The 24444-nt window shown below is 51.4% G+C and carries 18 protein-coding genes, 6 tRNA genes, 3 rRNA genes, 1 pseudogene and 1 riboswitch; of the genes and pseudogenes, 24 read left to right on the forward strand and 4 right to left on the reverse strand.

Going from position 1 to position 24444, the window contains the following annotated elements; genetic code table 11:
• Positions 1-81 precede the first annotated feature (81 nt).
• Together argH and oxyR are read left to right on the forward strand one after the other, a co-directional pair.
• Positions 82-1458: an argininosuccinate lyase gene (gene argH / locus E1B03_RS02210; RefSeq protein WP_103771970.1), complete on the forward strand. Its 1377-nt coding sequence runs from the start codon at positions 82-84 to the stop codon at positions 1456-1458.
• 352 nt (positions 1459-1810) lie between these two features.
• Complete coding sequence (gene oxyR, locus E1B03_RS02220; RefSeq protein WP_103771971.1) at positions 1811-2728, forward strand: DNA-binding transcriptional regulator OxyR; 918 nt, start codon at positions 1811-1813, stop codon at positions 2726-2728.
• Here oxyR and sthA read toward each other — a convergent pair.
• Positions 2711-4111: a Si-specific NAD(P)(+) transhydrogenase gene (gene sthA, locus E1B03_RS02225; protein ID WP_043018951.1), complete on the reverse strand. Its 1401-nt coding sequence runs from the start codon at positions 4109-4111 to the stop codon at positions 2711-2713. The two genes, oxyR and sthA, sit on opposite strands and share 18 nt — an antisense overlap.
• Before the next feature lie 192 nt (positions 4112-4303).
• On the opposite strand from sthA, the gene fabR reads away from it, so the two are divergent.
• Together fabR and E1B03_RS02240 are read left to right on the forward strand one after the other, a co-directional pair.
• Positions 4304-4939, forward strand: coding sequence for an HTH-type transcriptional repressor FabR (gene fabR / locus E1B03_RS02235; RefSeq protein WP_003028862.1), 636 nt, complete (start codon positions 4304-4306; stop codon positions 4937-4939).
• A 15-nt stretch (positions 4940-4954) separates the two neighbouring features.
• On the forward strand, positions 4955-5314 hold the full coding sequence (locus tag E1B03_RS02240; protein ID WP_003825114.1) for a YijD family membrane protein: 360 nt from the start codon (positions 4955-4957) through the stop codon (positions 5312-5314).
• A gap of 82 nt (positions 5315-5396) precedes the next feature.
• On the opposite strand, the gene trmA is transcribed toward E1B03_RS02240, so the two are convergent.
• Positions 5397-6497 (reverse strand): tRNA (uridine(54)-C5)-methyltransferase TrmA, encoded by a 1101-nt coding sequence (gene trmA / locus E1B03_RS02245; RefSeq protein ID WP_133085623.1) that lies wholly within the window; start codon positions 6495-6497, stop codon positions 5397-5399.
• A 115-nt stretch (positions 6498-6612) separates the two neighbouring features.
• Positions 6613-6799, forward strand: a riboswitch (cobalamin riboswitch).
• Positions 6800-6864: 65 nt separating this feature from the next.
• Between trmA and btuB the strand changes: the two genes are divergently transcribed.
• The 9 genes from btuB to birA all read left to right on the forward strand — a co-directional run bounded on the left by btuB (position 6865) and on the right by birA (position 17327).
• Positions 6865-8703, forward strand: a complete 1839-nt coding sequence (gene btuB / locus E1B03_RS02250) for a TonB-dependent vitamin B12 receptor BtuB (RefSeq protein ID WP_133085624.1) — start codon at positions 6865-6867, stop codon at positions 8701-8703.
• A complete protein-coding gene (murI, locus tag E1B03_RS02255) occupies positions 8648-9499 on the forward strand; it encodes a glutamate racemase (RefSeq protein WP_133085625.1) in 852 nt (283 codons plus the stop codon). Before btuB ends, murI begins: the two co-directional genes overlap by 56 nt.
• Before the next feature lie 377 nt (positions 9500-9876).
• A 16S ribosomal RNA gene (locus E1B03_RS02260) occupies positions 9877-11418 on the forward strand.
• Between the two features lie 71 nt (positions 11419-11489).
• Positions 11490-11566 (forward strand) — tRNA-Ile (locus tag E1B03_RS02265).
• A 71-nt stretch (positions 11567-11637) separates the two neighbouring features.
• A tRNA-Ala gene (locus E1B03_RS02270) sits at positions 11638-11713 on the forward strand.
• A 214-nt stretch (positions 11714-11927) separates the two neighbouring features.
• A 23S ribosomal RNA gene (locus tag E1B03_RS02275) occupies positions 11928-14834 on the forward strand.
• Positions 14835-14929: 95 nt separating this feature from the next.
• Positions 14930-15045, forward strand: a 5S ribosomal RNA gene (gene rrf, locus E1B03_RS02280).
• Together the 16S, 23S and 5S rRNA genes with 2 tRNA genes alongside form the textbook arrangement of a ribosomal RNA operon.
• Before the next feature lie 294 nt (positions 15046-15339).
• A complete protein-coding gene (murB, locus tag E1B03_RS02285) occupies positions 15340-16368 on the forward strand; it encodes a UDP-N-acetylmuramate dehydrogenase (protein ID WP_133085626.1) in 1029 nt (342 codons plus the stop codon).
• Positions 16365-17327 (forward strand): bifunctional biotin--[acetyl-CoA-carboxylase] ligase/biotin operon repressor BirA, encoded by a 963-nt coding sequence (birA, locus tag E1B03_RS02290; RefSeq protein ID WP_103772089.1) that lies wholly within the window; start codon positions 16365-16367, stop codon positions 17325-17327. The genes murB and birA overlap by 4 nt, the downstream gene beginning before the upstream one ends.
• A gap of 32 nt (positions 17328-17359) precedes the next feature.
• On the opposite strand, the gene coaA is transcribed toward birA, so the two are convergent.
• On the reverse strand, positions 17360-18310 hold the full coding sequence (gene coaA / locus E1B03_RS02295) for a type I pantothenate kinase (protein WP_043018507.1): 951 nt from the start codon (positions 18308-18310) through the stop codon (positions 17360-17362).
• A 289-nt stretch (positions 18311-18599) separates the two neighbouring features.
• A pseudogene (locus E1B03_RS26405) lies at positions 18600-18680 on the reverse strand (hypothetical protein); the annotation flags it as partial.
• Positions 18681-18699: 19 nt separating this feature from the next.
• Here E1B03_RS26405 and E1B03_RS02300 point away from each other — a divergent pair.
• The 11 genes from E1B03_RS02300 (at position 18700) to rplL (ending at position 24245) form a co-directional block, all read left to right on the forward strand.
• Positions 18700-18775 (forward strand) — tRNA-Thr (locus tag E1B03_RS02300).
• An 8-nt stretch (positions 18776-18783) separates the two neighbouring features.
• Positions 18784-18868: transfer RNA gene (locus tag E1B03_RS02305), tRNA-Tyr, on the forward strand.
• 114 nt (positions 18869-18982) lie between these two features.
• A tRNA-Gly gene (locus E1B03_RS02310) sits at positions 18983-19057 on the forward strand.
• Positions 19058-19062: 5 nt separating this feature from the next.
• Positions 19063-19138, forward strand: a tRNA-Thr gene (locus E1B03_RS02315).
• 118 nt (positions 19139-19256) lie between these two features.
• Positions 19257-20441, forward strand: a complete 1185-nt coding sequence (gene tuf, locus E1B03_RS02320; RefSeq protein ID WP_016157942.1) for an elongation factor Tu — start codon at positions 19257-19259, stop codon at positions 20439-20441.
• Positions 20442-20671: 230 nt separating this feature from the next.
• The gene (gene secE, locus E1B03_RS02325) at positions 20672-21055 is read left to right on the forward strand and encodes a preprotein translocase subunit SecE (protein ID WP_003033128.1); all 384 of its coding nucleotides are present in this window, start codon (positions 20672-20674) and stop codon (positions 21053-21055) included.
• Position 21056: 1 nt separating this feature from the next.
• Entirely contained in the window at positions 21057-21602 is a 546-nt protein-coding gene (gene nusG / locus E1B03_RS02330) for a transcription termination/antitermination protein NusG (RefSeq protein WP_003033125.1), read from the forward strand.
• 155 nt (positions 21603-21757) lie between these two features.
• The gene (rplK, locus tag E1B03_RS02335) at positions 21758-22186 is read left to right on the forward strand and encodes a 50S ribosomal protein L11 (RefSeq protein WP_003033122.1); all 429 of its coding nucleotides are present in this window, start codon (positions 21758-21760) and stop codon (positions 22184-22186) included.
• 3 nt (positions 22187-22189) lie between these two features.
• Positions 22190-22897: a 50S ribosomal protein L1 gene (gene rplA, locus E1B03_RS02340; RefSeq protein WP_016155300.1), complete on the forward strand. Its 708-nt coding sequence runs from the start codon at positions 22190-22192 to the stop codon at positions 22895-22897.
• Between the two features lie 418 nt (positions 22898-23315).
• A complete protein-coding gene (gene rplJ, locus E1B03_RS02345) occupies positions 23316-23813 on the forward strand; it encodes a 50S ribosomal protein L10 (protein ID WP_005132895.1) in 498 nt (165 codons plus the stop codon).
• Between the two features lie 66 nt (positions 23814-23879).
• Positions 23880-24245 (forward strand): 50S ribosomal protein L7/L12, encoded by a 366-nt coding sequence (gene rplL, locus E1B03_RS02350; protein WP_000028882.1) that lies wholly within the window; start codon positions 23880-23882, stop codon positions 24243-24245.
• The last annotated feature ends 199 nt before the right edge of the window (positions 24246-24444 follow it).

The following is a 24444-nucleotide window of genomic DNA, read 5'->3' on the forward strand; positions in this document are numbered from 1 at the left end:
CTTACGTGAACCGAACCTGTAGGCCGGATAAGGCGAAGCCGCCATCCGGCATTGAAATTCAAGATATTAAGGAAGAATGTTATGGCACTTTGGGGTGGGCGTTTTACACAGGCAGCAGATCAGCGGTTCAAACAGTTCAACGATTCGTTACGTTTTGACTACCGCCTGGCGGAACAGGATATTGTTGGCTCTGTGGCCTGGTCCAAAGCGTTGGTAACGGTCGGTGTACTGACTGCCGATGAACAGCTGCAATTGGAAGAAGCGCTGAATAATCTGCTGGAAGAAGTACGCCTGGATCCGCAGCAAATCCTTCAGAGCGATGCCGAAGATATTCACAGTTGGGTGGAAGGTAAGCTGATTGATAAAGTCGGTCAGCTTGGTAAAAAACTGCATACCGGACGTAGCCGTAATGACCAGGTCGCGACCGATCTTAAACTGTGGTGTAAAGACACGGTTATCGAATTACTGTCGGCCAACCGTCAGTTGCAAAGTGCGCTGGTGGTGACGGCAGAGAATAACCAGGATGCCGTGATGCCGGGCTACACCCACCTGCAACGTGCGCAGCCGGTGACGTTTGCCCACTGGTGTCTGGCTTATGTCGAAATGCTGGCGCGTGACGAGAGTCGTCTGCAGGATGCACTCAAGCGTCTGGACGTGAGTCCGTTAGGCTGTGGCGCGCTGGCGGGTACGGCGTATGAAATCGATCGCGAGCAGTTGGCCGGTTGGTTGGGCTTTGCCTCAGCGACGCGTAACAGTCTGGACAGCGTTTCTGACCGTGACCACGTGCTGGAGTTACTCTCCGACGCCTCTATCGGCATGGTGCACCTGTCGCGTTTTGCTGAAGACCTGATTTTCTTTAACACCGGCGAGGCGGGCTTTGTCGAACTGTCTGACCGTGTGACTTCCGGTTCATCTCTGATGCCGCAGAAGAAAAACCCGGATGCGCTGGAGTTAATCCGTGGCAAATGCGGTCGCGTACAGGGTGCGCTGACCGGCATGATGATGACCTTAAAAGGCCTCCCGCTGGCGTACAACAAAGATATGCAGGAAGACAAGGAAGGGGTGTTTGACGCGCTTGACACCTGGCTGGACTGCCTGCATATGGCCGCGCTGGTGCTGGATGGCATTCAGGTGAAACGTCCGCGTTGTCAGGAAGCTGCGCAGCAGGGCTATGCTAACGCCACTGAGCTGGCGGATTATCTGGTGGCTAAAGGTGTTCCGTTCCGCGAAGCGCATCATATCGTGGGTGAAACGGTCGTCGAGGCGATTCGTCAGGGCAAACCGCTGGAAGCGTTGTCGCTTGCCGACTTACAAAAGTTTAGCCAGGTGATTGGCGATGACGTTTACCCGATTCTCTCGTTGCAATCGTGTCTGGATAAACGTGCGGCGAAAGGTGGCGTGTCGCCGCAACAGGTGGCGCAGGCTATCGACTACGCGAAGGCGCGTCTCGCGTTGTAGACCTGATCAGTCTTTGTAGGACTGATAAGCGTAGCGCCATCAGGCAGATCGGCGCACATTGCCGGATGGCGGCTTCGCCTTATCCGGCCTACGCGTGATGTAGCCCGGCCGAGCGCAGCGACGCCGGGTTTTTTATGCAAAAAAAATGCGGACGCAAGGTCCGCAAAAGTTCACGTTGGCTTTAGTTATTTCGAGTATGAGAGAAACTCTCAAAACGGACAGTAGCTTCAAGGGTTAAAGGGGTACCGTTCCGTTTCTGTGGTGCATTATTAAACAGAAAGCTTGATAGGGATAATCGTTCGTTGCTATGCTACCTATCGCTACGAACTATCGTGGCGATGGAGGATGAATAATGAATATTCGTGATCTTGAATACCTGGTGGCGCTAGCCGAACATCGTCACTTCCGACGTGCGGCAGACTCTTGTCACGTGAGCCAGCCAACGCTGAGCGGACAGATCCGCAAGCTGGAAGATGAGCTGGGCGTTATGCTGCTGGAGCGTACGAGTCGCAAGGTGCTGTTCACTCAGGCAGGCTTACTGCTGGTGGATCAGGCGCGCACCGTGCTGCGCGAGGTCAAAGTGCTCAAGGAGATGGCAAGCCAACAGGGCGAGACAATGTCTGGCCCGCTGCATATTGGTTTGATCCCAACGGTGGGGCCATACCTGCTGCCGCATATTATCCCTATGTTGCACCAGACTTTCCCAAAACTGGAAATGTATCTTCATGAGGCGCAGACGCACCAGCTGTTGGCGCAACTGGACAGCGGTAAGCTCGACTGCGTCATTCTGGCGCTGGTGAAAGAGAGTGAGGCGTTCATCGAAGTACCGTTATTTGATGAGCCTATGCTGCTGGCGATCTATGAAGATCACCCATGGGCAAACCGTGAATGTGTACCGATGTCCGATCTGGCGGGTGAAAAACTGCTGATGCTGGAGGATGGTCACTGTCTGCGCGATCAGGCGATGGGCTTCTGCTTTGAAGCGGGTGCGGATGAAGATACCCATTTCCGGGCAACCAGTCTTGAAACGCTGCGCAACATGGTGGCGGCAGGTAGTGGTATTACCTTACTGCCCGCGCTGGCCGTTCCGCCGGAGCGTAAGCGTGATGGCGTCGTCTATCTGCCCTGCATCAAGCCTGAACCGCGTCGTACGATTGGCCTGGTGTATCGTCCAGGTTCACCGCTGCGCAGTCGTTATGAACAACTGGCAGAGGCCATCCGTGGGTCAATGGATGGCCATTTCGACAGTGCGTTAAAACAGGCGGTTTAAGCCATTTAGCGCCGCTACCCGATAGGCTTCCGCCATGGTTGGGTAGTTAAAGGTGGTGTTAACGAAGTATTCGATGGTGTTACCACCACCTTTTTGCTCCATTATCGCCTGACCGATGTGAATAATTTCGGCCGCGCGTTCCCCAAAGCAGTGGATCCCCAAAATCTCTTTCGTTTCGCGATGGAACAGGATCTTTAATGTTCCGACACTCATACCCACGATTTGCGCACGTGCCAGATGTTTAAACTGGGCGCGGCCAACCTCGTAAGGAACTTTCATTGCCGTGAGCTGCTGTTCGGTTTTACCAACGGAGCTGATTTCAGGAATGGTATAAATCCCGGTCGGGATATCTTCGATCAGATGCGCGGTCGCTTCACCTTTTACCAGCGCCTGGGCGGCAATGCGTCCCTGATCATAGGCCGCCGATGCCAGGCTCGGATAGCCGATCACATCGCCTACGGCATACACGTGCGGCAGCGCCGTCTGGTACATGCTGTTGACCTTCAACTGCCCGCGGCTGTCGGTTTTCAGACCAATGTTTTCCAGCGCCAGCGAATCGGTATTACCGGTACGGCCATTGGCGTACAACAGGCAGTCGGCCTTCAGTTTCTTGCCGGATTTCAGGTGCATGATGACGCCGTCATCGCAACCTTCAATCTTCTCGTACTCTTCGTTGTGGCGAATGACCACACCGCTGTTCCAGAAGTGATAAGAGAGCGAATCGGACATCTCTTGATCGAGAAACGCCAGCAGACGATCGCGGGTGTTGATTAAATCGACTTTGACGTCCATTCCACGGAAGATCGACGCATATTCGCAGCCAATTACCCCCGCGCCATAAATCAAAACATGGCGGGGTTCGTGGTGCAGGCTCAGGATAGAGTCGCTGTCATACACCCGGGGATGGGAAAAATCGACGTCAACCGGGTGATATGGGCGTGAACCACAGGCGATAACGAACTTGTCTGCGGTCAGCGTTTCCACCGTGCCGTCGTGGCATTCCAGGGCGATTGTGTGTTCATCTACAAAACGGGCATTTCCCTGCAAAATTTCACAGTGGTTACGCTCGTAAAATCCTTGCCGCATACGCGTTTGCTGATTAATAACGTTATCAGCGTGGTTGAGAATATCGGCGAAGGAAGAACGAAGGAGTCGGGAGTGGTCGCTATAAAGTGGGTTCTGATTGAATTCAATTATACGGCTGACGGCGTGGCGGAGGGCTTTCGACGGGATGGTGCCCCAATGGGTACAGCCCCCGCCGACGTTATGATAGCGCTCAATCACCGCGACGCGCGCTCCTTGCTTAACCAGACCCATTGCAGCGCCTTCGCCGCCGGGACCGGAGCCTATTACTATTGCATCGTAATCGTAGGAATGTGACATGGTCAGGCTTACCTGTTCTTATACATAAAAGCAACAGAATAGTAACATCGTTGTCGTGATAACCCAATTATCGTTGTGCTTTTTTGCGAAGTCGAAGCACAAACTGCGCGTAAACAATCATTCACAAAGCCATGCCAACCGCCTAATCTCTGGTATAGTGCCAGCAAGGTATGTGGGAAGGATTCAGACATCGTGATGGGCGTTAGAGCGCAACAAAAAGAAAAAACCCGGCGTTCGCTGGTAGAAGCCGCATTTAGTCAACTGAGCGCTGAGCGTAGTTTTGCCAGTCTTAGTTTACGTGAAGTTGCTCGTGAAGCGGGCATTGCGCCAACCTCGTTTTATCGCCATTTCCGCGATGTGGATGAACTCGGCCTGACGATGGTGGACGAGAGCGGTTTGATGCTGCGTCAGTTGATGCGCCAGGCGCGTCAGCGTATCGCTAAGGGCGGGAGTGTGATCCGCACCTCGGTCTCGACATTTATGGAGTTCATCGGCAACAATCCCAACGCCTTCCGTTTATTATTGCGCGAGCGTTCGGGTACCTCCGCGGCGTTTCGTGCAGCGGTCGCACGTGAAATTCAGCACTTCATTGCGGAACTTGCGGACTATCTGGAACTCGAAAACCATATGCCTCGTGCGTTTACTGAAGCGCAAGCCGAAGCCATGGTAACCATTGTGTTCAGCGCCGGGGCTGAAGCACTGGATGTTGGCGCCGAACAGCGTCGACAGCTGGAAGAGCGGCTGGTATTGCAACTGCGCATGATCGCCAAAGGCGCATTTTATTGGTACCGCCGTGAACAAGAGAAGATGACGCACCACTCCGAGTAACGAGAAGGACAAGCAATGAAACAGTCAGGTCAAGATAAAGGTACGCTGCTGCTGGCGCTGGTTGCTGGCTTATCGATCAATGGTACATTTGCGGCGCTGTTTAGCTCCATTGTGCCATTCTCCGTATTCCCGATTATTTCGCTGGTGCTGACGGTTTATTGTCTGCATCAACGCTATCAGAACCGCACCATGCCTGTGGGATTACCGGGCCTGGCCGCCGCCTGTTTTATTCTTGGTGTTTTGTTGTACAGCACCGTGGTTCGCGCTGAATATCCGGATATTGGTTCTAACTTCTTCCCGGCGGTACTGTCGGTGATTCTGGTGTTCTGGATCGGTTTTAAGGTGCGTAACCGTAAGCAGGAAATAGCGGAGTAACAGTTGTAACTGTAGGCCGGATAAGGCAAAGCCGCCATCCGGCAATCTGAACCGGTAGTGCTTATCCGGGCTACGTTCAGTCTTACTTCTTCGTTAACAGCACTCCGCACTCCATATGGTGCGTATACGGGAACTGATCGAACAGCGCCAGACGTGAAACATTGTGCGTCTGGCTTAACGTTTCCAGGTTCTTACACAACGTCTCCGGATTGCAGGAGATGTACAAAATACGTGGATACGCCTGCACCATTTTCTCCGTTTCGTAGTCCAGACCGCTGCGCGGCGGGTCAACGAAAATGGTTTCACACTGGTAACTCTTCAGATCGATTCCCTGCAAGCGGTTAAATTCGCGAACCCCGTTCATCGCCTGAGTAAACTCTTCGGCCGCCATGCGGATAATTTGTACGTTATCAATATGGTTAGCCGCAATGTTGTACTGTGCAGCCGCTACGGATGGCTTGGCGATTTCAGTGGCCAGTACGCGGTTGAAGTTTTGTGCCAGGGCTAACGAGAAATTGCCATTGCCGCAGTACAGCTCAAGCAGGTCGCCTTTTGATCCTCTGGTGACATCTATCGCCCATTCCAGCATCTGAATATTCATCGCGGCATTGGGCTGGGTGAAGCTGTTTTCTACCTGGCGGTAAATAATCTCTTTTCCGGCAACCGGCAAACGTTCGTCAATATAGTCCTGGTCCAGCTCGATTTTGGTCTTGGTTGCCCGGCCAATCAGATGCACGTTCAGGTTTTGCGCACGCAACGCGTCCCGTAGTGCTTCGGCTTCCTGACGCCATTCATCATCCAGCTTTTTATGGTACAGCATCGAGACGACCGCTTGATCGCTCAGGGTGGTGAGGTAATCAATCTGGAACAGTTTGTGGCGCAGGATGTGGTTATTGCGAACGCCGTCGATCATTGCCGTCATCAGCGTGTTGATAAGCTCGCTGGCCGCCGGGAAACTGTCGACACGAATGCGGTTTTTGGTCTGGCTGTCGAACATGATGTGGTACAAATCGTCACCGTCATGCCACAGACGAAATTCGGCACGCATACGGTAGTGGCTGACCGGTGAGCGAAACACTTCCGGAGCCTGTGCATAAAATGGCGTCATTAAGCTCTGCAGACGCACTACTTTCTCAGCTAACTGGGCGTCGTACTGTTCTGTCGGAAGGTGTTCGGGGGTCATGATGCGTCCTGAAAAATAAAAGTACGCGGGGATTGTAGGGATTGCTCAACAGATGTCCAGTCATTGATGATTTCCGATATTGTGATACGTGGTCTGGACAGTGGGTTGTAACAAACTGTAGCATCCGTTTTCCGGTCCTGTGAGTTAAAAGGGAATCCAGTGTGAATCTGGAGCTGACGCGCAGCGGTAAGGAAGGTAGGAGATGAGCGCACCTGGTGCAGACACTGCGGCTTGCCGTGGGAAGTTATCGTCTCTTTAAGTTGCCTCCAAGCCCGAAGACCTGCCGGCTAACGTCGCATCTGGTTTTCATCATCGCGTACTATCGGTGGGACCTGCGGCATCCTTCTTATATTGTGGATGCTTTACAATGATTAAAAAATCGTTGCTGTGCACGGCGCTATCCGTCACGGCATTTTCTGGTTGGGCGCAGGATGCTAGCCCCGATACTCTCGTCGTCACTGCCAACCGTTTTCAGCAGCCTCGTAGCGCAGTACTTGCTCCTATCACCATTGTTACGCGCCAGGATATCGATCGCTGGCAATCCACCTCCGTGAATGATGTGCTTCGTCGCCTGCCGGGCGTCGATATCGCCCAATACGGTGGTACGGGACAAAATTCGTCTATTTCTATTCGCGGCACCAACGCCAGCCATGTTCTGGTGCTGATTGACGGTGTGCGTCTGAACCTGGCAGGGGTTAGCGGTGCAGCCGATCTTAGCCAGTTCCCTGTCTCGTTAGTACAACGTATCGAATACATTCGCGGGCCGCGTTCGGCAGTTTATGGTTCTGATGCGATTGGCGGTGTGGTGAATATCATTACCACACGCGATAAGCCAGGGACGGAACTGACTGCCGGCGTGGGTAGCAATGGGTATCAGAATTACGATGTCTCAACCCAACAACAGCTTGGCGAAAATACGCGCGTCACGTTGATGGGCGATTATGCCTATACCAAAGGCTTTGATGTTGTCGCCTACGGTAGTACTGGTGAGCAAGCGCAGCCCGACAAGGACGGTTTTTTAAGTAAGACGCTGTACGGCGCGCTGGAACATAACTTTTCCGATACATGGAGCGGGTTTGTCCGCGGCTACGGTTACGATAACCGAACAGATTATGACGCGTATTATTATCCGGGGACGCCGTTAGTGGATACCCGTCAGCTCTACAGTCAAAGCTGGGATGCCGGGCTGCGCTTTAATGGCGAGCTGATCCAGTCGCAACTGGTTTCCAGCTATAGCCATAGTAAAGATTACAACTATGATCCGGATTATGGCCGCTATGACTCCTCGGCCACACTGGATGAAATGAAGCAATATAACGTTCAGTGGTCCAACAGTATGGTGCTTGGTCACGGTAACGTAGGCGCAGGCGTAGACTGGCAAAAGCAAACTACGGAGCCTGGTACCGGATATGTTACCGATGGCTACGACCAGCGGAATACCGGTCTTTATTTGACAGGATTGCAGCAACTGGGTGATTTCACCTTCGAAGGCGCGGCACGTAGTGATGACAATTCCCAATTTGGTCGCCATGGTACATGGCAAACCAGCGCCGGATGGGAGTTTGTCGAAGGTTATCGCTTTATCGCCTCCTACGGTACTTCTTATAAGGCACCTAATCTGGGACAACTTTATGGAATGTACGGGAATTCCAACCTGGATCCTGAAGAGAGCAAACAGTGGGAAGGGGCATTTGAAGGGCTAACTGCGGATGTGAATTGGCGTTTGTCAGGGTATCGCAACGATATTGATGACATGATCGATTACAACCCCCACACCAAAAAATACTACAACGAAGGCAAGGTACGTATTAAAGGTGTTGAGGCTACTGCAAACTTCGATACCGGGCCATTAGCACACACCCTGAGCTACGATTACGTTGATGCACGTAATGCGATTACCGATAAGCCGCTCGCTCGTCGTTCAAAGCAGCAGGTGAAGTATCAACTTGACTGGCAGATTTATGATTTTGACTGGGGCTTAACGTATCAGTATCTGGGAACGCGATACGACAAGGATTTCGTCACTAATCAGCCGGTAAAAATGGGTGGGATAAGCCTGTGGGATCTGACTGTGGCATATCCAATCACCTCACAGCTAACTGTTCGTGGTAAAATAGCCAACCTGTTCGATAAAGATTACGAGACAGTTTATGGCTACGCAACTGCAGGGCGGGAATACACCTTGTCTGGCAGCTACACCTTCTGATCCACGCCCCACCGTGCTGGTGTTTGATTCCGGCGTCGGTGGGTTGTCGGTCTATGATGAGATTCGGCGTCTTCTGCCGGATCTCCACTATATTTATGCCTTCGACAACGTCGCCTTTCCTTATGGAGAGAAGAGCGAGGAGTTTATTGTCGAGCGTGTTGTTGAGATTGTAACTGCGGTCCAGCAGCGCTATCCCCTCTCTCTTGCGGTCATCGCGTGTAACACAGCAAGCACAGTGTCGCTCCCTGCGTTACGTGAGAAATTCGCCTTCCCCGTTGTGGGCGTGGTGCCTGCTATTAAGCCGGCGGCGCGACTCACGGCCAATGGCGTTGTGGGTCTGCTGGCTACGCGTGCAACGGTGAAACGCTCTTATACCCATGAGTTGATTGCGCGGTTTGCTAACGAGTGTCAGATAGCGATGTTGGGTTCCGCCGAGCTGGTGGAACTGGCGGAAGCGAAGCTGCATGGTGAAACGGTTTCTCTGGAAGAGCTGCGACGTATTCTACGTCCATGGCTGCGGATGTCGGAACCACCCGACACGGTGGTACTAGGATGCACCCATTTCCCTCTATTACAGGAAGAGCTTTTACAGGTCCTGCCAGAGGGGACGCGACTGGTGGATTCTGGTGCTGCGATTGCGCGTCGCACGGCCTGGTTATTAGAACACGAAGCGCCAGACGCGAAATCAACCGACGAGAATGTCGCATTCTGTATGGCAATGACGACAGAAGCCGAACAATTATTGCCCGTGCTACAGCGTTATGGCTTCAAAACGCTCGAAAAACTGGCTGTTTAGATGGTTTTGGTGAAAAAATACGCACTCGGAAGATTATTTTAAATTTCCCCTTGTCAGCCTGAAATAACTCCCTATAATGCGCCTCCACTGACACGGAACAACGGATTACACGCCGCCGGGTCAGCGGAGTTCCACTGAGAACTTCGGCGAAGGAAGCGAAAATAAACGCTTGACTTCGAAGCGGGATAGCGTATTATGCACACCCCGCGCCGCCGAGAAAAAGCGAAGCGGCACTGCTCTTTAACAATTTATCAGACAATCTGTGTGGGCACTCGAAGATACGGATTCTTAACGTCGCAAGACGAAAAATGAATACCAAGTCTCTTGAGTGAACATACGTAATTCATTACGAAGTTTAATTCACGAGCATCAAACTTAAATTGAAGAGTTTGATCATGGCTCAGATTGAACGCTGGCGGCAGGCCTAACACATGCAAGTCGAACGGTAGCACAGAGGAGCTTGCTCCTTGGGTGACGAGTGGCGGACGGGTGAGTAATGTCTGGGAAACTGCCCGATGGAGGGGGATAACTACTGGAAACGGTAGCTAATACCGCATAACGTCGCAAGACCAAAGAGGGGGACCTTCGGGCCTCTTGCCATCGGATGTGCCCAGATGGGATTAGCTAGTAGGTGGGGTAACGGCTCACCTAGGCGACGATCCCTAGCTGGTCTGAGAGGATGACCAGCCACACTGGAACTGAGACACGGTCCAGACTCCTACGGGAGGCAGCAGTGGGGAATATTGCACAATGGGCGCAAGCCTGATGCAGCCATGCCGCGTGTATGAAGAAGGCCTTCGGGTTGTAAAGTACTTTCAGCGAGGAGGAAGGCGTTGTGGTTAATAACCGCAGCGATTGACGTTACTCGCAGAAGAAGCACCGGCTAACTCCGTGCCAGCAGCCGCGGTAATACGGAGGGTGCAAGCGTTAATCGGAATTACTGGGCGTAAAGCGCACGCAGGCGGTCTGTCAAGTCGGATGTGAAATCCCCGGGCTCAACCTGGGAACTGCATCCGAAACTGGCAGGCTAGAGTCTTGTAGAGGGGGGTAGAATTCCAGGTGTAGCGGTGAAATGCGTAGAGATCTGGAGGAATACCGGTGGCGAAGGCGGCCCCCTGGACAAAGACTGACGCTCAGGTGCGAAAGCGTGGGGAGCAAACAGGATTAGATACCCTGGTAGTCCACGCCGTAAACGATGTCGACTTGGAGGTTGTGCCCTTGAGGCGTGGCTTCCGGAGCTAACGCGTTAAGTCGACCGCCTGGGGAGTACGGCCGCAAGGTTAAAACTCAAATGAATTGACGGGGGCCCGCACAAGCGGTGGAGCATGTGGTTTAATTCGATGCAACGCGAAGAACCTTACCTACTCTTGACATCCAGAGAACTTAGCAGAGATGCTTTGGTGCCTTCGGGAACTCTGAGACAGGTGCTGCATGGCTGTCGTCAGCTCGTGTTGTGAAATGTTGGGTTAAGTCCCGCAACGAGCGCAACCCTTATCCTTTGTTGCCAGCGGTTAGGCCGGGAACTCAAAGGAGACTGCCAGTGATAAACTGGAGGAAGGTGGGGATGACGTCAAGTCATCATGGCCCTTACGAGTAGGGCTACACACGTGCTACAATGGCGTATACAAAGAGAAGCGACCTCGCGAGAGCAAGCGGACCTCATAAAGTACGTCGTAGTCCGGATTGGAGTCTGCAACTCGACTCCATGAAGTCGGAATCGCTAGTAATCGTGGATCAGAATGCCACGGTGAATACGTTCCCGGGCCTTGTACACACCGCCCGTCACACCATGGGAGTGGGTTGCAAAAGAAGTAGGTAGCTTAACCTTCGGGAGGGCGCTTACCACTTTGTGATTCATGACTGGGGTGAAGTCGTAACAAGGTAACCGTAGGGGAACCTGCGGTTGGATCACCTCCTTACCTTAAAGAAACGTTCTTTGAAGTGCTCACACAGATTGTCTGATGAAAATTAGCAGTAAGAAAATCTCTGCAGGCTTGTAGCTCAGGTGGTTAGAGCGCACCCCTGATAAGGGTGAGGTCGGTGGTTCAAGTCCACTCAGGCCTACCAAATTCTTTCTGATACCGCGTTGTGAAACGACTCGTACCGGCAAGAATTAAGGTGAATGAGATAACTACGATGGGGCTATAGCTCAGCTGGGAGAGCGCCTGCCTTGCACGCAGGAGGTCTGCGGTTCGATCCCGCATAGCTCCACCATCCTTTACTTACTGCAACAACACAAGAAAACTTCAGAGTGTACCTGAAAAGGTTCACTGCGAAGTTTTGCTCTTTAAAAATCTGGATCAAGCTGAAAATTGAAACGACACACTGTTTCATTTCTCCGTAAACAAGAAATGAAAAATGGTGTGTTCGAGTCTCTCAAATTTTTGCAAGTCGATGATGAATCGAAAGAAACATCTTCGGGTTGTGAGGTTAAGCGACTAAGCGTACACGGTGGATGCCCTGGCAGTCAGAGGCGATGAAGGACGTGCTAATCTGCGATAAGCGTCGGTAAGGTGATATGAACCGTTATAACCGGCGATTTCCGAATGGGGAAACCCAGTGTGATTCGTCACACTATCATTACGTGAATACATAGCGTAATGAAGCGAACCGGGGGAACTGAAACATCTAAGTACCCCGAGGAAAAGAAATCAACCGAGATTCCCCCAGTAGCGGCGAGCGAACGGGGAGCAGCCCAGAGTCTGAATCAGCATGTGTGTTAGTGGAACGGTCTGGAAAGTCCGACGGTACAGGGTGATAGTCCCGTACACAAAAGTGCATATGTTGTGAACTCGAAGAGTAGGGCGGGACACGTGGTATCCTGTCTGAATATGGGGGGACCATCCTCCAAGGCTAAATACTCCTGACTGACCGATAGTGAACCAGTACCGTGAGGGAAAGGCGAAAAGAACCCCGGCGAGGGGAGTGAAAAAGAACCTGAAACCGTGTACGTACAAGCAGTGGGAGCCTCTTTATGGGGTGACTGCGTACCTTTTGTATAATGGGTCAGCGACTTATATTCTGTAGCAAGGTTAACCGAATAGGGGAGCCGAAGGGAAACCGAGTCTTAACTGGGCTTTAAGTTGCAGGGTATAGACCCGAAACCCGGTGATCTAGCCATGGGCAGGTTGAAGGTTGGGTAACACTAACTGGAGGACCGAACCGACTAATGTTGAAAAATTAGCGGATGACTTGTGGCTGGGGGTGAAAGGCCAATCAAACCGGGAGATAGCTGGTTCTCCCCGAAAGCTATTTAGGTAGCGCCTCGTGAATTCATCTTCGGGGGTAGAGCACTGTTTCGGCTAGGGGGTCATCCCGACTTACCAACCCGATGCAAACTGCGAATACCGAAGAATGTTATCACGGGAGACACACGGCGGGTGCTAACGTCCGTCGTGAAGAGGGAAACAACCCAGACCGCCAGCTAAGGTCCCAAAGTCATGGTTAAGTGGGAAACGATGTGGGAAGGCACAGACAGCCAGGATGTTGGCTTAGAAGCAGCCATCATTTAAAGAAAGCGTAATAGCTCACTGGTCGAGTCGGCCTGCGCGGAAGATGTAACGGGGCTAAACCATGCACCGAAGCTGCGGCAGCGACACTATGTGTTGTTGGGTAGGGGAGCGTTCTGTAAGCCGTTGAAGGTGTGCTGTGAGGCATGCTGGAGGTATCAGAAGTGCGAATGCTGACATAAGTAACGATAATGCGGGTGAAAAACCCGCACGCCGGAAGACCAAGGGTTCCTGTCCAACGTTAATCGGGGCAGGGTGAGTCGACCCCTAAGGCGAGGCCGAAAGGCGTAGTCGATGGGAAACAGGTTAATATTCCTGTACTTGGTGTTACTGCGAAGGGGGGACGGAGAAGGCTATGTTAGCCGGGCGACGGTTGTCCCGGTTTAAGCATGTAGGCGGAGGTTCCAGGTAAATCCGGTACCTTATTAACGCTGAGGTGTGATGACGAGGCACTACGGTGCTGAAGTAACAAATGCCCTGCTTCCAGGAAAAGCCTCTAAGCATCAGGTAACACAAAATCGTACCCCAAACCGACACAGGTGGTCAGGTAGAGAATACCAAGGCGCTTGAGAGAACTCGGGTGAAGGAACTAGGCAAAATGGTGCCGTAACTTCGGGAGAAGGCACGCTGATATGTAGGTGAAGTGATTTACTCATGGAGCTGAAATCAGTCGAAGATACCAGCTGGCTGCAACTGTTTATTAAAAACACAGCACTGTGCAAACACGAAAGTGGACGTATACGGTGTGACGCCTGCCCGGTGCCGGAAGGTTAATTGATGGGGTTATCCGTAAGGAGAAGCTCTTGATCGAAGCCCCGGTAAACGGCGGCCGTAACTATAACGGTCCTAAGGTAGCGAAATTCCTTGTCGGGTAAGTTCCGACCTGCACGAATGGCGTAATGATGGCCAGGCTGTCTCCACCCGAGACTCAGTGAAATTGAACTCGCTGTGAAGATGCAGTGTACCCGCGGCAAGACGGAAAGACCCCGTGAACCTTTACTATAGCTTGACACTGAACACTGGTCCTTGATGTGTAGGATAGGTGGGAGGCTTTGAAGCGTGGACGCCAGTCTGCGTGGAGCCAACCTTGAAATACCACCCTTTAATGGCTGGTGTTCTAACGTAGACCCGTAATCCGGGTTGCGGACAGTGTCTGGTGGGTAGTTTGACTGGGGCGGTCTCCTCCTAAAGAGTAACGGAGGAGCACGAAGGTTAGCTAATCCTGGTCGGACATCAGGAGGTTAGTGCAAAGGCATAAGCTAGCTTGACTGCGAGAGTGACGGCTCGAGCAGGTGCGAAAGCAGGTCTTAGTGATCCGGTGGTTCTGAATGGAAGGGCCATCGCTCAACGGATAAAAGGTACTCCGGGGATAACAGGCTGATACCGCCCAAGAGTTCATATCGACGGCGGTGTTTGGCACCTCGATGTCGGCTCATCACATCCTGGGGCTGAAGTAGGTCCCAAGGGTATGGCTGTTCGCCATTTAAAGTGGTACGCGAGCTGGGTTTAGAACGTCGTGAGACAGTTCGGTCCCTATCTGCCGTGGGCGCTGGAGAATTGAGGGGGGCTGCTCCTAGTACGAGAGGACCGGAGTGGACGCATCACTGGTGTTCGGGTTGTCATGCCAATGGCATTGCCCGGTAGCTAAATGCGGAAGAGATAAGTGCTGAAAGCATCTAAGCACGAAACTTGCCCCGAGATGAGTTCTCCCTGAGACTTTAAGTCTCCTGAAGGAACGTTGAAGACGACGACGTTGATAGGTCGGGTGTGTAAGTGTAGCGATACATTGAGCTAACCGATACTAATGAACCGTGAGGCTTAACCTTACAACGCCGAAGATGTTTTGGCGAAGAGACGCAAGATTCAGCTTGATTACAGATGACATCAACAGACCAAAAAGGTGTGTTGATAACAGAATTTGCCTGGCGGCTGTAGCGCGGTGGTCCCACCTGACCCCATGCCGAACTCAGAAGTGAAACGCCGTAGCGCCGATGGTAGTGTGGGGTCTCCCCATGCGAGAGTAGGGAACTGCCAGGCATCAAATAAAAACAAAAGGCTCAGTCGAAAGACTGGGCCTTTTGTTTTAAATTAGTGAAGAAGCCCATCCTGCCGGATGGGCTTTTTTGCGTCTGTGCGGGGTGAACACTGCCGGAAGCGGCATACCGCCTTATCCGGCCAACAACAGCACCACCAGGTAGGCCTGATAAGCGCAGCGCATCAGGCACATCGCGGCACCATTGAGTGCAAAGCAACATCCTGAGCCTCCATAACACAAGCCATCCTGCGGCATATGCGGTAAACTAAGCGCGATTTTGCATCAGGAAAGCGTCTATGAATCACTCCCTTAAAGCCTGGAACACCTTCGGTATCGATCAACAAGCTAATGAGCTTGTCTGCGCGGAAAACGAGCAACAACTACTGAATGCCTGGCAATCAGCCAATGCATCACATCATCCAGTACTGATCCTGGGCGAGGGGAGTAACGTCCTGTTTCTTGAGACCTTCCATGGAACGGTGATCGTCAATCGTATCAAGGGTATTAAAATTACCGAACAACCTGACGCGTGGCATTTACACGTAGGCGCGGGTGAAAACTGGCATCAGTTGGTGCGCTATGCGCTGGAGCACGGCATGCCTGGGCTGGAAAATCTGGCGCTCATTCCCGGTTGCGTGGGCTCATCGCCAATCCAGAATATTGGTGCCTATGGTGTAGAGTTGCAGCGCGTCTGCGAATACGTAGACTGCGTAGAGCTTTCGACCGGCAAACATCTGCGCGTTAGCGCCGCAGAATGCCGATTTGGTTACCGTGACAGCATCTTCAAACATGAGTACCAGGATCGTTTCGCGATTGTAGCCGTTGGTCTGCGCTTACCTAAACAGTGGCAGCCCGTTTTGACTTACGGTGACCTGACGCGTCTGGATCCTGCCACCGTGACGCCTCAGCAGGTTTTTGATTCTGTTTGCCATATGCGCACCACAAAGCTGCCCGATCCGAAAATAAACGGTAATGCGGGAAGCTTTTTTAAAAATCCGGTTGTCACCGAAGATATTGCGCAGGAACTCCTGGCAAAATTCCCCACAGCGCCTCATTACCCGCAGGCTGATGGTTCTGTGAAACTGGCTGCTGGCTGGCTTATCGATCAGTGCCAGCTAAAAGGTATGCGCATTGGTGGCGCAGCGGTACATCAGCAGCAGGCGCTGGTGCTGATCAATGCAGATCATGCGACGAGTCAGGATGTAGTGCAACTTGCACATCACGTACGCCAAAAAGTCGGTGAGAAATTCAATGTCTGGCTCGAACCAGAAGTCCGCTTTATTGGCCCGCAGGGGGAAGTAAATGCCGTGGAGACCGTTGCATGAAGGATAATACCGTCCCCCTGACGCTTATTTCATTATTGGCCGATGGCGAATTTCACTCCGGTCAGCAACTCGGTGAAAAGCTGGGAATGAGCCGGGCGGCAATCAATAAGCATGTCCAGACGCTACGTGACTGGGGTGTTGATGTATTTACTGTTCCTGGCAAAGGATACAGCTTACCTGAGCCTATCCAGCTATTAGATTCAGCACTTATTCATTCTCAGTTGGATGGTGGGAATATCACGGTCCTGCCGGTTATCGACTCAACCAATCAGTATCTGATGGACCGAATTGGTCAGTTGGAGTCAGGAGATGCCTGCGTCGCTGAATATCAGCAGGCTGGGCGTGGTCGCCGTGGACGCAAATGGTTTTCTCCATTTGGCGCTAACCTATACCTTTCAATGTTCTGGAGATTGGAACAGGGTCCGGCCGCTGCGATTGGCCTGAGCCTGGTGATTGGTATTGTCATGGCCGAGGTTTTACGCGATCTGGGTGCGGATAAAGTTCGTGTTAAATGGCCCAACGATCTCTATTTACTTGACCGCAAACTGGCAGGGATACTGGTTGAACTTACCGGTAAGACGGGCGATGCCGCGCAAATTGTTATTGGCGCGGGTATTAATATGTCCATGCGTCGGGTTGAAGAGAATGTGGTTAATCAAGGCTGGATTAACCTGCAGGAAGCGGGTATCAACATTGACCGCAATACTCTGGCGGCCCGACTGATCCGTGAGCTGCGTGCTGCGCTGATACTGTTTGAGCATGAGGGCTTAGCGCCTTACCTGTCCCGCTGGAAGACGCTGGATAACTTTATCGACCGTCCTGTGAAACTCATTATTGGCGATAAAGAAATATTTGGCGTATCTCGCGGAATAGATGCGCAAGGTGCATTATTGCTTGAACAAAATGGTGTGATCAAACCCTGGATGGGTGGGGAAATATCGCTTAGAAGCGCTGAATAATAAGAAGGGGAGCTGCGGCTCCCCTTTTTTATTTATTTACGCAGCCTGACTTGCTCAACGGCATGATTGGCGCTTTTGGTCATGATCAAGCTGGCCCGCTCACGCGTTGGGAGTATATTTTGTTTTAAATTCAACCAGTTAATCTCTTTCCATAGCGATGTGGCCGTGTTGATGGCCTCATCTTCCGACAATTTCGCATAGTTATGAAAATAAGAGTCTGGGTTGGTAAATGCCCCTTCGCGGAATTTCAGGAAACGGTTGATATACCACGTCTGGAGTAATTCTTCTGGCGCATCAACATAAATAGAAAAGTCGACAAAGTCAGAAACAAATACATGATGTGGATCGTGAGGATAGTCCATCCCGCTTTGTAATACATTGAGCCCTTCGAGTATTAATATATCGGGCTGGGCAACGGTTTTGTCGCCATCAGGGATCACATCATAGATCAGATGAGAATAGACCGGTGCCGTAACGTTGGGGACGCCAGACTTAAGATCGGAAACGAATTTAACCAGACGGTGCATATCATAGGACTGAGGGAAGCCTTTCTTCTTCATGAGTCCACGTTCTTTCAACACCTGGTTGGGATGAAGAAAACCGTCGGTAGTGATTAGCTCAACCTTACGATGTTCGGGCCAGCGACTTAGCAATGCCTGCAACACACGCGCAGTCGTACTTTTGCCGACGGCGACACTGCCAGCAATGCTAATAATATAAGGTATACGCTCGCCGTTGGTGCCTAAAAATTGCTCCAGCACAGCCTGACGCCGCAGGTTCGAACTGATGTAAAAATTAAGCAAACGCGATAGGGGCAAATAAATTTCGGCAACTTCTTCCAGCGATAAGTCTTCGTTAATGCCTTTCAGACGAGCAATCTCTTCCTCGGTCAGGGTCATCGGCACGGAATCACGAAGCGCAGCCCACTGGTTGCGATCAAACTGTAGGTAAGGCGACGTTAACGCTTGCTCTTTTATACTCATACGCATGGTCTGGCTGTCATTGCTATCTCAGGTCTGCGGTAAAAAACGAAATCATCCCCGGTACGCAATGGCACGCACATTTCAGTTAATTTGGACAATGGGCAGGAGGGTAACACCAGATGAGAGGGAATAATAAGAAAAAATCATCCCCTGAAACGCAATGTGACGGCTATTCCAGATGTATAAAGATGCACTTTCTCTCTATTGATAACGATAAGCCGGAGCAAAATGCCTCCAGGGTACGCGGCTGACGTTGGAAATTTGTCCATTTTAAAGAGGAAATAGATTATTTATCGGTCGTATAGTGCAAAATGTGAGCGATAGAACATTTTATGCAATTTTTTAGTTGCATGAGTGCGCATGTCTCCATAAAATGCGCGCTACTTGATGCCGACTTAGCTCAGTAGGTAGAGCAACTGACTTGTAATCAGTAGGTCACCAGTTCGATTCCGGTAGTCGGCACCATCAAGTCCGGTGGGGTTCCCGAGCGGCCAAAGGGAGCAGACTGTAAATCTGCCGTCACAGACTTCGAAGGTTCGAATCCTTCCCCCACCACCACTTTCTGGCAGCGTTATCGCCGCCTGAGTTGGTTAAAAAATTAATCAGCTCGAACAGAAAAGAGAGAAATCTCTTTTTTGTTACAGAAAGAACTGGGTAGCCGAGTTTCAGGATGCGGGCATCGTATAATGGCTATTACCTCAGCCTTCCAAGCTGATGATGCGGGTTCGATTCCCGCTGCCCGCTCCAGACGTGCTGATATGGCTCAGTTGGTAGAGCGCACCCTTGGTAAGGGTGAGGTCCCCAGTTCGACTCTGGGTATCAGCACCACTTCACTTCTCCTTCCCGTTTCTCTCTGTTTACTTTTAAAAGCATTCAACAGCTCAGGCGTATTGCCTGGTTGATGTGGTGATATCACCGATTTATCCGTGTCTTAGAGGGACAATCGATGTCTAAAGAAAAATTTGAACGTACTAAACCGCACGTTAACGTCGGTACTATCGGCCACGTTGACCATGGTAAAACAACGCTGACCGCTGCAATCACTACCGTACTGGCTAAAACCTACGGCGGTGCTGCTCGTGCATTCGACCAGATCGATAACGCGCCGGAAGAAAAAGCTCGTGGTATCACCATCAACACTTCTCACGTTGAATATGACACCCCGACTCGCCACTACGCACACGTAGACTGCCCGGGCCACGCCGACTATGTTAAAAACATGATCACCGGTGCTGCGCAGATGGACGGCGCGATCCTGGTTGTTGCTGCGACTGACGGCCCGATGCCGCAGACTCGTGAGCACATCCTGCTGGGTCGTCAGGTAGGCGTTCCGTACATCATCGTGTTCCTGAACAAATGCGACATGGTTGATGACGAAGAGCTGCTGGAACTGGTAGAAATGGAAGTTCGTGAACTTCTGTCTCAGTACGATTTCCCGGGCGACGACACTCCGATCGTTCGTGGTTCTGCTCTGAAAGCGCTGGAAGGCGAAGCAGAGTGGGAAGCGAAAATCATCGAACTGGCTGGCTTCCTGGATTCTTACATCCCAGAACCAGAGCGTGCGATTGACAAGCCGTTCCTGCTGCCTATCGAAGACGTATTCTCCATCTCCGGTCGTGGTACCGTTGTTACCGGTCGTGTAGAGCGCGGTATCATCAAAGTTGGTGAAGAAGTTGAAATCGTTGGTATCAAGGACACTGCTAAGTCTACCTGTACCGGCGTTGAAATGTTCCGCAAACTGCTGGACGAAGGCCGTGCTGGTGAGAACGTTGGTGTTCTGCTGCGTGGTATCAAACGTGAAGAAATCGAACGTGGTCAGGTACTGGCTAAGCCGGGTTCTATCAAGCCGCACACCAAATTCGAATCTGAAGTGTACATTCTGTCCAAAGACGAAGGCGGCCGTCATACTCCGTTCTTCAAAGGCTACCGTCCGCAGTTCTACTTCCGTACTACTGACGTGACTGGTACCATCGAACTGCCGGAAGGCGTAGAGATGGTAATGCCGGGCGACAACATCAAAATGGTTGTTACCCTGATCCACCCAATCGCGATGGACGACGGTCTGCGTTTCGCAATCCGTGAAGGCGGTCGTACTGTTGGTGCGGGCGTTGTTGCCAAAGTAATGAGCTAATTGCCGAATAACATTTGACGCAATGCGCAATAAAAGGGCATCATTTGATGCCCTTTTTGCACGCTTTCACACCAGAACCTGGCTCATCAGTGATTTTTTTTGTCATAATCATTGCTGAGACAGGCTCTGAAGAGGGCGTTTAGTCCGAAACGCACCAGAGCATTTCGGTTTGGATCGCCTCGCTTACGCGGGGTGAAAATGTTTGTAGAATACTTCTGACAGGTTGGTTTATGAGTGCGAATACCGAAGCTCAAGGAAGCGGGCGCGGCCTGGAAGCGATGAAGTGGGTTGTTGTCGCTGTATTGCTGCTTGTAGCTATCGTTGGCAACTACCTCTATCGTGACATGATGCTGCCGCTGCGTGCGCTGGCCGTAGTGATTCTGATTGCCGCAGCGGGTGGTGTCGCGCTGTTGACAACAAAAGGTAAAGCGACCGTTGCTTTTGCCCGTGAAGCGAGAACCGAAGTCCGTAAGGTCATTTGGCCAACTCGCCAGGAAACATTGCACACCACATTAATTGTGGCTGCGGTTACCGCAGTAATGTCACTGATCCTGTGGGGACTGGATGGTATTCTGGTTCGCCTGGTATCCTTTATCACTGGCCTGAGGTTCTAAGATGTCTGAAGCCCCTAAAAAGCGCTGGTACGTCGTTCAGGCGTTTTCCGGTTTTGAAGGCCGCGTAGCCACGTCGCTGCGCGAATATATCAAGTTACAAAATATGGAAGAGCTGTTTGGCGAAGTCATGGTGCCGACCGAAGAAGTAGTCGAAATCCGTGGTGGCCAGCGTCGTAAGAGCGAGCGTAAGTTCTTCCCGGGCTATGTACTGGTCCAGATGGTGATGAATGATGCAAGCTGGCACCTGGTGCGCAGCGTGCCGCGTGTGATGGGCTTTATCGGCGGTACATCCGACCGTCCGGCGCCGATCAGCGACAAAGAAGTTGATGCGATCATGAACCGTCTGCAGCAGGTTGGTGATAAGCCGCGTCCGAAAACGATGTTTGAACCAGGTGAAATGGTTCGCGTTAGTGACGGTCCGTTCGCTGACTTTAACGGCGTGGTTGAAGAAGTGGACTACGAGAAGTCTCGTCTGAAAGTTTCCGTATCTATCTTCGGTCGTGCGACTCCGGTTGAACTGGACTTCGCTCAGGTTGAAAAAGCCTAACACGCCGATCAAAAAAGCGACGATTTAATCGTTGCACAAGGCGCGAGATTGGAATACAATTTCGCGCCTTTTGTTTTTATGGATCCTATCCGTAAAACGAACTTAATCACGGGGAGCCTCCTTGAGGCGCTATAACCCAATCAGAGGAATTTAGAATGGCTAAGAAAGTCCAAGCCTATGTCAAGCTGCAGGTTGCAGCTGGTATGGCTAACCCGAGTCCGCCGGTAGGTCCAGCACTGGGTCAACAAGGCGTGAACATCATGGAATTCTGCAAAGCGTTCAACGCTAAAACTGATTCCATGGAAAAAGGTCTGCCGATCCCGGTTGTTATCACCGTTTACGCTGACCGTTCTTTCACTTTCGTTACCAAAACGCCTCCAGCAGCAGTTCTGCTGAAGAAAGCGGCTGGTATCAAGTCTGGTTCCGGCAAGCCGAACAAAGACAAAGTGGGTAAAATTTCCCGCGCTCAGCTGCAGGAAATCGCGCAGACCAAAGCTGCCGACATGACTGGTTCCGACATTGAAGCGATGACTCGCTCCATTGAAGGTACTGCACGTTCCATGGGCCTGGTAGTGGAGGACTAAGAAATGGCTAAACTGACCAAGCGCATGTCCGTGATCCGTGACAAAGTTGATGCTACTAAGCAGTACGACATCAACGAAGCTATCGCTCTGCTGAAAGAGCTGGCCACTGCTAAATTCGTAGAAAGCGTGGACGTTGCTGTTAACCTCGGCATCGACGCTCGTAAATCTGACCAGAACGTACGTGGTGCAACTGTACTGCCGCACGGTACTGGCCGTTCCGTTCGCGTAGCTGTATTTACCCAGGGCGCAAACGCTGAAGCTGCTAAAGCTGCAGGCGCTGAGCTGGTAGGTATGGAAGATCTGGCTGAACAGATCAAGAAAGGCGAAATGAACTTTGACGTTGTTATTGCTTCCCCGGATGCAATGCGCGTTGTTGGCCAGCTGGGTCAGGTTCTGGGTCCGCGCGGCCTGATGCCAAACCCGAAAGTTGGTACTGTAACTCCTAACGTTGCTGAAGCTGTTAAGAACGCTAAAGCGGGTCAGGTTCGTTACCGTAACGACAAAAACGGCATCATCCACACCACCATCGGTAAAGTGGATTTTGACGCTGACAAACTGAAAGAAAACCTGGAAGCTCTGCTGGTTGCGCTGAAAAAAGCAAAACCGACTCAGGCAAAAGGCGTGTACATCAAGAAAGTTAGCATCTCCACCACCATGGGTGCTGGTGTTGCCGTTGATCAGTCCGGTCTGACTGCGACTGTAGCGAACTAATATTCGCCTTTACGTGGGCGGTGATTTTGTCTACAATCTTACCCCCACGTTTCTGTTGAAATAAACAGAACTCTATGCGAGTCATTTGAATTGTAGCAAGGCAGCAATTGAGTGAATCGCCGGGAGTGTAGTTAACTACATGACCGGTGTGAACGAGAGCAGCTAACACGGCTACGGTTCAAAGGGCGAAGTCATAGACAAGATTTGTTCGTTGGAGCCTGGCCTATCCAGGCCTCCGTCGAAGACCGCAGGTGTTTCGTAAGAAACTTAATGCCCTGCGTAGACGGTGACAGAACGCTAAGATTATTTCTGATACTCTGGCTTGTTTCTGCTCACCGTATTTAGACGCTCTCTCCGTTGGGGGGAGTGAAGTGAGTTCCGGAACATGAGTTCCGGCAAACATCCAGGAGCAAAGCTAATGGCTTTAAATCTTCAAGACAAACAAGCGATTGTTGCTGAAGTCAGCGAAGTAGCCAAAGGCGCGCTGTCTGCAGTAGTTGCGGATTCCCGTGGCGTAACTGTAGATAAAATGACTGAACTGCGTAAAGCAGGTCGTGAAGCTGGCGTATACATGCGTGTTGTTCGTAACACCCTGCTGCGCCGCGTCGTTGAAGGTACTCAGTTCGAGTGCCTGAAAGACACGTTTGTTGGTCCGACCCTGATTGCATACTCTATGGAACACCCGGGCGCTGCTGCTCGTCTGTTCAAAGAGTTCGCGAAAGCGAATGCAAAATTTGAGGTCAAAGCCGCAGCCTTTGAAGGTGAGTTGATTACGGCATCGAATATCGATCGCCTGGCAACTCTGCCGACCTACGAAGAAGCAATTGCACGCCTGATGGCAACCATGAAAGAAGCTTCGGCTGGCAAACTGGTTCGTACTCTGGCTGCTGTACGCGATGCGAAAGAAGCTGCTTAATCGCAGTTATCTTTCTCAAGCATCTGCTTACGTATAAACTTATTCTGATTTTCAGGAACAATTTAAATGTCTATCACTAAAGATCAAATCATTGAAGCAGTATCCGCTATGTCCGTAATGGACGTTGTAGAACTGATTTCTGCAATGGAAGAAAAATTCGGTGTTTCCGCTGCTGCTGCTGTAGCTGTAGCTGCTGGCCCGGCTGAAGCTGCTGAAGAAAAAACTGAATTCGACGTAATTCTGAAAGCTGCTGGCGCTAACAAAGTTGCTGTTATCAAAGCAGTACGTGGCGCAACTGGCCTGGGTCTGAAAGAAGCTAAAGACCTGGTAGAATCTGCACCGGCTGCGCTGAAAGAAGGCGTGAGCAAAGACGACGCAGAAGCACTGAAAAAATCTCTGGAAGAAGCTGGCGCTGAAGTTGAAGTTAAATAAGCCAACTTTTCTGGTTGCAGCCTAAGAAATTAGGCTGATGGCTGGTGACTTTTTAGTCACCAGCCTTTTTGCGCTGTAAGGCGCCAGTAGCATTTCACACTGTTTGACTACTGCTGTGCCTTTCAATGCTTGTTTCTATCGACGTCTTAATATACTGCGACAGAGCGCCAGTTCTGTGTAAATCGCAATGAAATGGTTT

Origin of the sequence: Citrobacter arsenatis, assembly GCF_004353845.1 — a bacterium.
Taxonomy (GTDB): domain Bacteria; phylum Pseudomonadota; class Gammaproteobacteria; order Enterobacterales; family Enterobacteriaceae; genus Citrobacter; species Citrobacter arsenatis.

Excerpts from the sequence above, each read along its gene's own strand:
- rplA (WP_016155300.1), top strand. The coding sequence starts at position 22,190 with ATGGCTAAACTGACCAAGCGCATGTCCGTGATCCGTGACAAAGTTGAT.
- coaA (WP_043018507.1), bottom strand. The coding sequence starts at position 18,310 with ATGAGTATAAAAGAGCAAGCGTTAACGTCGCCTTACCTACAGTTTGAT.
- E1B03_RS02240 (WP_003825114.1), top strand. The coding sequence starts at position 4,955 with ATGAAACAGTCAGGTCAAGATAAAGGTACGCTGCTGCTGGCGCTGGTT.
- btuB (WP_133085624.1), top strand. The coding sequence starts at position 6,865 with ATGATTAAAAAATCGTTGCTGTGCACGGCGCTATCCGTCACGGCATTT.
- nusG (WP_003033125.1), top strand. The coding sequence starts at position 21,057 with ATGTCTGAAGCCCCTAAAAAGCGCTGGTACGTCGTTCAGGCGTTTTCC.
- murI (WP_133085625.1), top strand. The coding sequence starts at position 8,648 with ATGGCTACGCAACTGCAGGGCGGGAATACACCTTGTCTGGCAGCTACA.
- murB (WP_133085626.1), top strand. The coding sequence starts at position 15,340 with ATGAATCACTCCCTTAAAGCCTGGAACACCTTCGGTATCGATCAACAA.
- birA (WP_103772089.1), top strand. The coding sequence starts at position 16,365 with ATGAAGGATAATACCGTCCCCCTGACGCTTATTTCATTATTGGCCGAT.
- argH (WP_103771970.1), top strand. The coding sequence starts at position 82 with ATGGCACTTTGGGGTGGGCGTTTTACACAGGCAGCAGATCAGCGGTTC.
- rplL (WP_000028882.1), top strand. The coding sequence starts at position 23,880 with ATGTCTATCACTAAAGATCAAATCATTGAAGCAGTATCCGCTATGTCC.
- rplJ (WP_005132895.1), top strand. The coding sequence starts at position 23,316 with ATGGCTTTAAATCTTCAAGACAAACAAGCGATTGTTGCTGAAGTCAGC.
- trmA (WP_133085623.1), bottom strand. The coding sequence starts at position 6,497 with ATGACCCCCGAACACCTTCCGACAGAACAGTACGACGCCCAGTTAGCT.
- secE (WP_003033128.1), top strand. The coding sequence starts at position 20,672 with ATGAGTGCGAATACCGAAGCTCAAGGAAGCGGGCGCGGCCTGGAAGCG.
- sthA (WP_043018951.1), bottom strand. The coding sequence starts at position 4,111 with ATGTCACATTCCTACGATTACGATGCAATAGTAATAGGCTCCGGTCCC.
- rplK (WP_003033122.1), top strand. The coding sequence starts at position 21,758 with ATGGCTAAGAAAGTCCAAGCCTATGTCAAGCTGCAGGTTGCAGCTGGT.
- tuf (WP_016157942.1), top strand. The coding sequence starts at position 19,257 with ATGTCTAAAGAAAAATTTGAACGTACTAAACCGCACGTTAACGTCGGT.
- oxyR (WP_103771971.1), top strand. The coding sequence starts at position 1,811 with ATGAATATTCGTGATCTTGAATACCTGGTGGCGCTAGCCGAACATCGT.